Consider the following 9,912-nt stretch of genomic DNA (forward strand, 5'->3'; position numbering starts at 1 on the left):
TACGTAGGTGGAAAGCTTATAGCCGCGATTGGGGTCAAATTTTTCCACACCCCTTTGTAAACCTATTGCCCCTTCTTGTAGCAAATCTAAGAATTCCAGATTGCGCTTCTGATATTTTTTGGCAATCGAAACCACCAGACGCAAGTTTGCTGTTACCATTTTTTGTTTGGCTCGTTGCCCAAGATTTTGTATTTGAGCTATTTCCACTTCACTTTTGTCAACATCAACAGCTAATTCGACTATTGTTGGCTCCCGATCTAGTTGTTGGGTGAGTTCATTTTTTCTTTGCTCAATTGCCATGATTTGCTGTACCTGCCTCCCATAAGCAATTTCTTGGTCTGCGGTTAGCATTGGGTAACGACCAATCTCTTGCAAATAGATACGAACCATGTCTGGACTCAGGCTGGACATACAATAAAACTTTTTTTGATATTTAGACGAATTTAAAAGTATAAATCAAATCGCTGAATTAATTTTCCTGATTTAACAGCTAAAAAATATTAACCTGAGATTACGATAAATAAATTCAACCTAGAACACAATCATCTATAACGGTATCCAGTGAGCGCTTACTATACCTCCATTCCAAAGTTCTATCTCTCGTAGGTTCTGTCATTAAACTTAACTTATTGAGAATTAATTAGCTGGTATTACCCAAGCTATTTTGAGAGTTCCTGACTTAACTGGATAACTGGAAAAGTCAGGTAGGGCATGGGGGACAAGAGTTTTTCCCCTATACCGAATGATGGCACGAAGATTTATGTGAAACCTCCTTGCTGACATGGTGTTGGGTGTACTGTTTCAAACAATTAAATGCGAGTACGTCAAGGAAGGAGTTCAACATCTTCTTAATTCCCCACACTCGAAGGGAGCAACTCCATACTCTTTCATCCAGAAATACCAGGGATTTACGCTTTTCTTCGTTCTATTCTCCCTATACCTCATGCCCTGGTCGGTAAAAAACTATTTGGGAACAGTAGTCGCACTGAGTTCATCACTTTTCCCTTTCCCCCTCTTTTTTGTACCTTGTGTCACCTTCGATTCTTCTTCCTTGCTAGAGTTGACCATTTTCATCAAGTGCTGATTTAGATAACTTTGCGCCGAGATATACAAACTTTCCCAAATCTCTTGATTGCGGCTGATTTTTGTACCGACTGTATTTCCTGCTGTTTTCTCCGACACCAAGTATTTGCGGAAATAGTTATTCCACAGGTGTTGCAGGAAATCTTCAGCGAATTCGTTAAACGGCAGAATCCATTTATAGTCCTTGTCCAGAAATACCCGATATGATGCGATTATCGGTAGTGCTAAGTCGGTTGGCGCACCAAACCCGAATGAATACTTGCTGTCAGGTAATAACGTCGTTTTACGTATATCAATTGATGCTAGGTCGTTAGCACCCTTCCTTCTGGGGTTGCTGATATGTTCTTGGATTATTTCGTAGAGTCTTTGCTCTATCCACAGGGCATGAGTCAAGAGAGGCAAAAGTGCAGTTAATCTTTCCCTTTCTGCGTCTGTGATGTTACTTGGAAGACTCATCCCTGCTGGGTGTTTGGTTCGTTTATTGCCGTCGGGGTTGTATTTATTTCTGTCGAGGCAGTAAAGGAGCTTGAGCAAGTGGGTGACATTGCACTGGGCATTTCTGGGAGCGCCGCTTTGGTTTTGATAATAAGCGATGCGGAATTTTCTATCTTCTTTCTGTTCTAACTGGGCTAAATACTGCTTGATGAATTTGTAATCACCCCTAGCGTTGACTTTGGAGCGAGAATCTACTGGCGTTGTAGTGTTGGAGGCTAGGGCTATATCCTTAGCCTCGTCTTCCGAGAGTCCGATATGGATGGTAACTTTTACTCTGGCTTGACTTAAATTGTAGTTATAATTTTTCGCTTGCTCAAACCCTAATACTGTGTGGCCACCGTTGATAATGCCATCGCTACCGCCCTCGTTCGCTTCTAAGACTTCTAGCTCCAGTTCAGTTTTGTTCTTGACAGGTTTAGCTTTATTAGCTGACAGAACGATTCCACTATGACGAGAGAAGAATTTATCGGGTTCGGTTGTCAGTGAATCGAAGACTTGTCTGTAGGTCGCGCTTTTGCGGTTTGGTTCCCTGATGTTGGGTTCTAGGGGTAGGTCTGTGGGGAACGAGTCTACATGGGCGGTGGCGATGATGCAATTGGGGTTGGCTTGAAAATAGTTATCTATCTTGATGTTCCAAGTCTTGGGCATACAATGTGTGCAATGTCAGGGGAATTTCTATGTTAACCAAAACTAGGGTGCAAGGTCTTGGGTGTAATACCAAGATAAGATACCAAAAAACTGGACTGCCACCGATTGCCCTGCATGAAAAACTACGTTTTTTCGCAGCTACAGTTTGACATCCACCCCGCCGTAAATGGTCGGGGATTCCTAAGACTCACGACTTAGGTTTCTGTTTCTTTCCCTTTCGGCTACGCTCAAGGCAAGCCTTACGGGTATTTCGCAACTGCCCTTCACCCTTAAGGCTGTCAGGTCTCATGTTCGCTCCACAGACAAGCCAGCGCGGTCTTGGGGGCTTCCCTCATGAGTGACTGGCGCTGAAACTGCGAGTCCCGCAGCCAAAATATTCTTACTTGCGTTAATATCTCTGTCGTGGTGTATCCCACAGTTGGGGCAATTCCACTCTCTTGAATACAAATGGTAAGCTAGAAAGTAGATAACAGTTAAATCGATGATGTCCCATGAACGTTGTCACACCAAAACGATTTACTATTGACGAATATCATCGGCTGATTGAACTGGAATTTCTAAAGGAGAGCGATCGCATCGAGTTGATTCGCGGAGAACTAATTCAGATGGTAGCCAAGGGCACACCTCATACAGTCTGCGGTTCTATCTTATGCCGCCAATTGGATCGGTTGTTGGGTGATCGCGCCGTGATTCGCGGACAAGATCCGATTACTTTGCCTTCGCAAAGTGAACCTGAACCAGATGTGGCGGTAGCACGTGGCAAAGACGAAGATTATCTCGCCCATCATCCCTATCCAGAAGATATTTTTTTAGTGATTGAGATTTCGGACTCAACCCTAGATTACGACCAAACAACAAAGTTAAAAATCTACGCAGAAGCTGCAATTTCTGATTATTGGATTGTCAACTTAAATGTTCGCCAACTTGAGCGTTATAGCCAACCCTATCAAAATGCTCAAGGTGAATTCAATTATCTCAGCAAGCAGATATCTTTACCACATCAGTCAGTAGCGATTCCTGGATTTGAAGATGTTTTATTAGACTTGAATCGGGTATTCCCCAAGGTTGTAAATGCCTAGAAATACGCAATTTCCCATTTCGCACCCAACATTTGAAACGTTGCAATGCAGCGTCTCTTAAGAGCAAGCACAGAAGACCAATGAGATTAAGGATTGCTTTCATACAATGAGATAATTGTTGAATTGTTGCATTAACAATCAAGTTTACTTTGGCTGTCTCCATACAAGGTTGTATTCCCTTTTAACAGCCGCCAATAGCAAAGCGTGCAAGGATAATAGATACGGTTTGGCTTGTTTTTGCAACCCGTGCAACAGCCAATCTACAGCCTCTTCACGGCTGTCCACTTGATGTCAACTGCCGTAACCTCACATATAGCTGCTGCTTCATTCCCTTTCGATTGTTACATACTTATAAATTTTTTCTCCGACTTATTTACCTGGATTTGAGATGCACTTAATATTAAACTAACCTCTTTGAAAACCTTTCGCTGGTTGTTTTTGTCTTTTACCTTTGGGTTTAGATTTATTCACTTCTGTAAGTGCTTCTTGAAATAAATTATGTATATGTAAAGGAACACTAGCAATTTCTGGTAATTCTGGCTCGATAGGTTTACCATACTCTTGCAAAATTTTATCTAAATTATTGCTCAGGCTAAACTCAGGACGTTGCAAGAAATCTTGCAAGACTTTTTCTAGTTGAGTGGGATATTTTTGTGCTAACCGATACCAGATACAAGCATTAATATTTTTATTTTCCAAGTAGTGACGAATTAGTTTTGCTGCACCTTCAATACTTTGCCAATCATCAGCTAATAATATAGTTGTGAATTTAGTATATGTTGGTAAAAACATCAATCCCCAACGTGGGTGACAAATGGCTGTGACTTGTTCTGCTTTCTTGAGTTCAGCAGGTAAATCTACTTTCGGCGCAACCATTTTTTGCTTACTGTTTTTCCCATCCAATATTTGAGAAGCAGCGTTAGTATCAATCCCAAATTCTTTAGCAGCGGCGATAATTTCTTCTGTGCTAATACCAGCTTTTACTACTATTTCATTCAAAGATTTAGAACTATAAAGTCCCACCGCTTTGAGATATTTATCGGTGATAATTTCTTGAAATTCAGTTATCTTTTTATTGAGTTGGTATCCTGGTAATGTAACTTCATCACTCCCAAAAAACTCAATAAACTGCTGATGATATTGCTCTATTGACTGCCATGCTTGTTCTAGCAAGTCGGGAGCATCGCTGTAAAGATGACTTTTATAATTATCTTTAAAATTTCCAATGGCGACGGCAAGTTTTGGCTTACCGAGTTTACCCATAAATGTGTGAGAGCCAGAAAATATCCACTCATTATCAGTAAGAGGATAAATGCATGTTAGTAAAATCTCTCCTGGCTTGAAACGAGATATGGCTGGTTGTTTTTCAGGGCTGTTAGACTTGACAATGTAATTTTTAGCTGTCAAAACTATGTAATGTTTAGCTGTCAGCCAGTTCATGAGTTCTAAGCCATCAGGTAAAATCTGGGTGATAGTAAATAAACCAATAAAACTACGATGCCAGCTATTCAGTAGAGTGCAATCGCTCTCTGACAAATCTGCATGACTGGCGATAAATAACTCTATAGGTGAACGATCGCCAATTTTCCCTTCTGTAATAAACCTGTCAATGATTACTTGTTGTTGGGTGCGATCGCGATTACCGCTAGGCATCTGTGCAGATGCATAAATGTCGAGTGCTTGTGCTAGTTCGCCGTCAGCATAAGCGACAAAATCAACCAAGGCTTGTTTAAGTGTGTGCGATCTTTCTACTATGGCATCCACAAACGAATCTTTCTACTCAACAATTGTATGTAGCCTATAGTGTTTTTGAGGATTATCGCATCTAGCAATAGCTAGATTATTTTAGCCATAGCGTTTTCTATTCTTGTCAGTCCAGTTTTAATATCAATGACGTTGATGAGTATGGGACTGTACAACGAGCCAGCAGGCGCATTTCTGCTTTCAATATTCTATTAAATTGCCTCTGACGGGATCATTTTTGCTATTATTTCACGCTGTAATCCAGTCAGCCACAGAATACGCTCAACAGTTATGTAGTTTCGCCTAATGTGAATTTATTAGAGTTACTTTTTACCAGTTTGAGTTAGCTTGGGCGAATGAGCGCACTGCTTCATTCACCCTTGAGACAAAAAATCATCCGGCTATGTCTTTACCACTCTTATAAGTCATCGCTCTGGGTTTCCTCTTGCCTATAGGGACTACTGATTTCTTGGGTGCTTGTGGCGGACGGCATTTCTCACAGTAAAGCGGTCGCACACCAAAAGTTTCTCGTTGTGTGGGTTGTTCGCACTGCTTACACACAAAGTTAAAAACGCGAGTATGAATTTCCCGTTTGTGCGCTCTGACAGTGTACTCTCGGACATCAATTGTTTTACTGGGCATTGACTGATTACTGTTGTGGACTTACTTCTTTAATATAGTTTTTCGTCTTAGTTCTACAAGATCCGTGCATCATCTGAACGAAAGTAATTCTACTTAATCAAATAAATACTCTTGGATGTCATTGTGCTGACGACGGAGAATATTTATCGCCTTAACTTGGATTTGACGAATCCTCTCTCGGCTTAGGTTTAGCTCTTTACCAATTTGAGCGAGATTAAAATGCTGATCGTTCTCAAGACCAAAGCTTAAAGTCAACACTTGACGTTGAATTGGTGTCAGTGGTTCTAATAATTTAGCCACGTCTTGGGATAGCAGTTCTTGGGTAAGGAGTTTTTCTGGTGAAACACCAACGTCTGTTAAGATTTCGCCCAATTCTGTTTCTTGCTCATCTCCGACTTTTTTATTTAAAGAAATGGCTGTACGAGAGGCACTGAGATATTCTCGAAGCTTATCTGTGCTTATGTTTAATGAGGCAGCAATTTCTTCAGCAGTGGCATGGCGACCGAGTTTTAGAAAGCTTTCTCGCTGCACCTTCTTAATTTTATTAAGGATTTCGGTTAGATGAACAGGCAATCTAATAGTGCGGGATTGTTCTGCGATTGCTCTGGTTATTGCTTGACTAATCCACCAGTAGGCGTAGGTTGAGAGCTTATAGCCCCGGTTGGGGTCAAACTTTTCTATACCCCTTTGTAAACCGATCGCTCCTTCTTGGATCAAATCGAGAAATTCCAAATTGCGGTTTTGGTATTTCTTGGCAACAGAAACTACCAGCCGCAAGTTTGCTGTCACCATTTTCTGTTTAGCTTTTTGACCAAGATGTAGCGCTGCTCGGATTTGTGTTTCAGTTTTTTCAACAGCATTAGCTAATTCTTTCATTGTTGGTTCCCGGTCTAACTGCTGGGTGAGTTCATTTTTGGATTGCTCAATGGCAATCATTTGTTGTACCTGTCTACCATAAGCAATTTCTTCGTCTGGCTTCAATAAAGGATACTGACCAATTTCTTGCAAATAGACGCGAACCATGTCGGAACTGAGGCTGGACATACAAACTCAACGCTTTTTTGAAAATCAGGGAATTTAAAAGTATAAATCAAATAGTTCATTGAAGTTTTCTATTTTGAACGCACCCCAACTAATCGCAAGCAATATAGTTGGGGATTCGTGCGCTATGTAGCCTGAAGACCACGTAGCGTATCCAGAGTAATTGGCGTTCTCAATGTGTCGTTAGAACTTTTGCTATCGAACACTCTAGAAAATTGTTTATCTCCTACAATCAGGCAATACCAGTATCTAGCACCAATATTATAAGAGGCGGATAAATCACAGTTATGGATTATGGGTTACTGTAGCGATCGCCTCATCCTTATATTGCTTGTAAATCTTCACAGCATAAGTGGTAGAAACACCATGCCCCTGGAGAAATACCATTACTTCTTTGATGGCTTTTTGAGTTGACCAGGCGTTTTTAATGAGAGTGATCCGCTTTTTGGCAATACCCTGGACTTCAATCAGTCGTTCAATCTTATTTTCGATGATGTCCAGGGTTTCAAGCCCGAAGTGAGCAACAATCCGTCTTGCTGTGACTGGGCCAACACCTTTAATCAGCCCACTACCCAAGTATTTTTCAATTCCGGATTGCTTGGAGACTGAAAAAGTTAGCAATCATAGAAAGGGCAAAATCATAGTTGAAATGTTAGAGTTCAATCTACTGAATATAAGTTTCTTTTGCCAGTATGTGACTGATACCGATATTGTTAAGTTGATGTCTTTATTATTTATGTTCAGTTAATGAGCAAAGTCATTGCAGTTTTTAATCAGTCGGGTGGTGTCAGCAAAACTACTCTGACAATGAATTTAGGCTACCATTTGGCTCAAAGTCAGCAAAGCGTTTTATTAGTGGATATGGACCCCCAGGCTTCACTAACTACTTTTATGGGATTAGAGCCATCTGAACTAGATAAGACAGTTTATGAAGCTATTCTGGGAGAAGAACCATTACCAATTCATCAGAATATACATGGGATGGATATCGCCCCCGCGAACATTAACTTAAGTGGCGCAGAATTAGAACTTGTTGTCGCAGATATGCGAGATATTCGACTAAAGGAGGCTCTTGAACCAGTTATCGCACAATACCAATTCATTTTAATTGATTGTCCACCAAGTCTCGGTATTCTTAGCTATATTAGCTTGGTGGCAGCCACACACGTACTCATTCCTATTCAAACTGAATATAAAGCTTTAAAAGGAACAGAACTATTGTTAACAACGATTGCGCGTGTCCGTTCTCGGGCAAATCGAAAATTACAGATTGCTGGAGTAGTTCCAACCATGTACGATAACCGAACTGGACAAGGCTCCCAAAGCTTACAGTCAATTACTAATTCTCTATCTAAGATTGGTACCATTTATCCAGCTATTCCTCGATCCGTAGCTTTTGCTGATGCAGCCCAAGAGCATATACCGTTAGCACTTTACAATTCTAAGCATCCATCTGTCACTATTCTCAAACAGATTGCTCAAAGTTTGGAGACGTTACCATGAGTATGAAGAAGCGTGTTAGTCAACCTTATGAAATTAAAGGAGTCGATGCTTTATTTGGAGTTGAAGAAGCAGTAGACAATAGTAGCGCTGCTTTCCTTATCCCAATAGAACAAATAGTTTTACCACATCAACAACCTCGTCGCTACTTTGCTCCTCAAGCCATGCTTGAGTTAGTAGAGTCAATTAAACAGCATGGAATTCTTCAGCCCCTTCTCGTCCGTCCTCAAAAGGATGGGAAATATGAACTAGTTGCAGGAGAACGTCGTTTCCAAGGGGCTAAAACTGCTCAATTAGAGTTTGTACCTGCTGTTATTAGGGAAATGACAGATGTTGAAGCACTTGAACTAGCACTCTCGGAAAATCTCCAAAGAGAGGACTTAAACCCAATTGAGGAAACAGAGAGTATTGTTGCTCTCTTAGGATTAAAACTTAATCAAACCACAGAATCAATAGTTGCTTTACTTCAATCAGCAGCTCATCCAGAACGAGAGTCTGTGGATAACGTTATCCACAGCCAAGAATGGCAGTCTCTACTTGAGGTATTTAACACAATCGGAAAGTTTTCCCCCGAAAGTTTTAGAACCAATCGTCTCCCATTATTAAAACTTCCTATAGATGTTATGGAAGCTCTCCGCTCAGGAGTCATCGAGTATACTAAAGCCAAAGTAATTGCGCGGATTAGGGATGAAGCCCTACGTAAATCATTACTGTCTGATGCAATTCAAAATAATTTATCTTTAAGTCAAATTAAAGAGCGTCTTGCTAAAATTCAAGCAAACACGCCTGGAAATACAGATAAAAAATCATCTTCTTTAAAAAAGAAGATAGATGAAGCCTACAGTAAAGTAAAAAAATCAAAGGTTTGGGATAATCCCAATCAGCACAAGCGATTACAAAAAATATTAGTAGAACTTGAAGCTTTATTAGTTGAAAGCAGTGATGATAACTGAAACTACATTTAGTATGGCAATCAGCATTCCTAAAGTCATTCCTTCAAAATAGGCAAATGGCGATTAGATTGTTACGGGAGAAGTGCTTTCTACAACATCGATTCCTTCACCTTGGCAGCAATGATTGCACACACCAAGATCAAGAGTGATTGGTAAAAGATATTTACAAATGATACTGCAAAAGCTGAAAATTTTACCCTCAATAATAACTGCACTAACGACACTGACATTAACTAGTTGCAGTACTACTACTGCTGAACAGTATGAAGCTACAGCACTCACCAGTTACACCTGGCAAGTTAAGTATGCGAATAACCTAACTAGTCAACCACAGCCACGCATTGAAACCTTTGCTAACACTTCAGTGGTGAATCGGAATGGATTGAAACCGGCAGGAGCAGTTGTTGGCCCAGATGGCAGAGGGCTATGGTGGCCTACTTTACCGCCGCGACCAAGTGTTGATGAAGTTGAACAACGTAAAAGACCTCAAGAAGAGGCAGGCAAACCTGAATTAATCAAAGATGTAAAGTACAAACTGACCTATGGAGTGGGTAATACTCAGCAGACGCTACCTACTAACTATGAAGTTTATCGACAAGTGGTAAAAGCCTACCCCCAAAGAACTCCTTTGGAATTGACTTTGGGTGTGAATGATAATTCAGTAGAAAAAGCTGAACCTGTAAGCAAGTAGTAACCCTAAATTACGTATTCAGCAAGAAGTTAGAGAT

11 protein-coding genes and 1 pseudogene are annotated in these 9,912 nt (G+C 40.7%); 4 read left to right on the forward strand and 8 right to left on the reverse strand.

Annotation, left to right across the window (positions count from 1 at the left end; all coding sequences use genetic code 11):
* The 3 genes from ACWATR_RS37695 to ACWATR_RS37705 form a co-directional block, all read right to left on the reverse strand.
* On the reverse strand, window positions 1-411 hold a 411-nt coding region (locus ACWATR_RS37695; RefSeq protein WP_460344774.1), incomplete at its 3' end, for a sigma factor.
* 552 nt (window positions 412-963) lie between these two features.
* Window positions 964-2,226, reverse strand: a complete 1,263-nt coding sequence (locus tag ACWATR_RS37700; RefSeq protein WP_460344777.1) for an AIPR family protein — start codon at window positions 2,224-2,226, stop codon at window positions 964-966.
* A gap of 285 nt (window positions 2,227-2,511) precedes the next feature.
* Window positions 2,512-2,673: a zinc ribbon domain-containing protein gene (locus ACWATR_RS37705; RefSeq protein ID WP_460344780.1), complete on the reverse strand. Its 162-nt coding sequence runs from the start codon at window positions 2,671-2,673 to the stop codon at window positions 2,512-2,514.
* A 44-nt stretch (window positions 2,674-2,717) separates the two neighbouring features.
* Here ACWATR_RS37705 and ACWATR_RS37710 point away from each other — a divergent pair, with 44 nt between their 5' ends.
* Window positions 2,718-3,305 (forward strand): Uma2 family endonuclease, encoded by a 588-nt coding sequence (locus tag ACWATR_RS37710; RefSeq protein ID WP_109012796.1) that lies wholly within the window; start codon window positions 2,718-2,720, stop codon window positions 3,303-3,305.
* A gap of 144 nt (window positions 3,306-3,449) precedes the next feature.
* Here ACWATR_RS37710 and ACWATR_RS37715 read toward each other — a convergent pair whose 3' ends face one another.
* The 5 genes and pseudogenes from ACWATR_RS37715 to ACWATR_RS37735 all read right to left on the reverse strand — a co-directional run.
* Entirely contained in the window at window positions 3,450-3,590 is a 141-nt protein-coding gene (locus ACWATR_RS37715; RefSeq protein WP_460344784.1) for a hypothetical protein, read from the reverse strand.
* A gap of 120 nt (window positions 3,591-3,710) precedes the next feature.
* Window positions 3,711-5,069, reverse strand: a complete 1,359-nt coding sequence (locus ACWATR_RS37720) for a hypothetical protein (RefSeq protein ID WP_460344787.1) — start codon at window positions 5,067-5,069, stop codon at window positions 3,711-3,713.
* A gap of 372 nt (window positions 5,070-5,441) precedes the next feature.
* Window positions 5,442-5,690, reverse strand: coding sequence for a hypothetical protein (locus ACWATR_RS37725; protein ID WP_114080948.1), 249 nt, complete (start codon window positions 5,688-5,690; stop codon window positions 5,442-5,444).
* A 93-nt stretch (window positions 5,691-5,783) separates the two neighbouring features.
* Entirely contained in the window at window positions 5,784-6,734 is a 951-nt protein-coding gene (locus ACWATR_RS37730; protein ID WP_460344791.1) for an RpoD/SigA family RNA polymerase sigma factor, read from the reverse strand.
* A gap of 285 nt (window positions 6,735-7,019) precedes the next feature.
* Window positions 7,020-7,325: pseudogene (locus ACWATR_RS37735) on the reverse strand (helix-hairpin-helix domain-containing protein); the annotation flags it as partial.
* Window positions 7,326-7,478: 153 nt separating this feature from the next.
* Here ACWATR_RS37735 and ACWATR_RS37740 point away from each other — a divergent pair.
* The 3 genes from ACWATR_RS37740 (at window position 7,479) to ACWATR_RS37750 (ending at window position 9,875) form a co-directional block, all read left to right on the forward strand.
* Window positions 7,479-8,234: a ParA family protein gene (locus ACWATR_RS37740; RefSeq protein ID WP_460344794.1), complete on the forward strand. Its 756-nt coding sequence runs from the start codon at window positions 7,479-7,481 to the stop codon at window positions 8,232-8,234.
* Entirely contained in the window at window positions 8,231-9,184 is a 954-nt protein-coding gene (locus ACWATR_RS37745; protein WP_460344797.1) for a ParB/RepB/Spo0J family partition protein, read from the forward strand. Before ACWATR_RS37740 ends, ACWATR_RS37745 begins: the two co-directional genes overlap by 4 nt.
* Window positions 9,185-9,353: 169 nt before the next feature.
* A complete protein-coding gene (locus ACWATR_RS37750; RefSeq protein ID WP_460344800.1) occupies window positions 9,354-9,875 on the forward strand; it encodes a hypothetical protein in 522 nt (173 codons plus the stop codon).
* Window positions 9,876-9,912 lie beyond the last annotated feature (37 nt).

The organism is Nostoc sp. UIC 10890 (assembly GCF_054786515.1).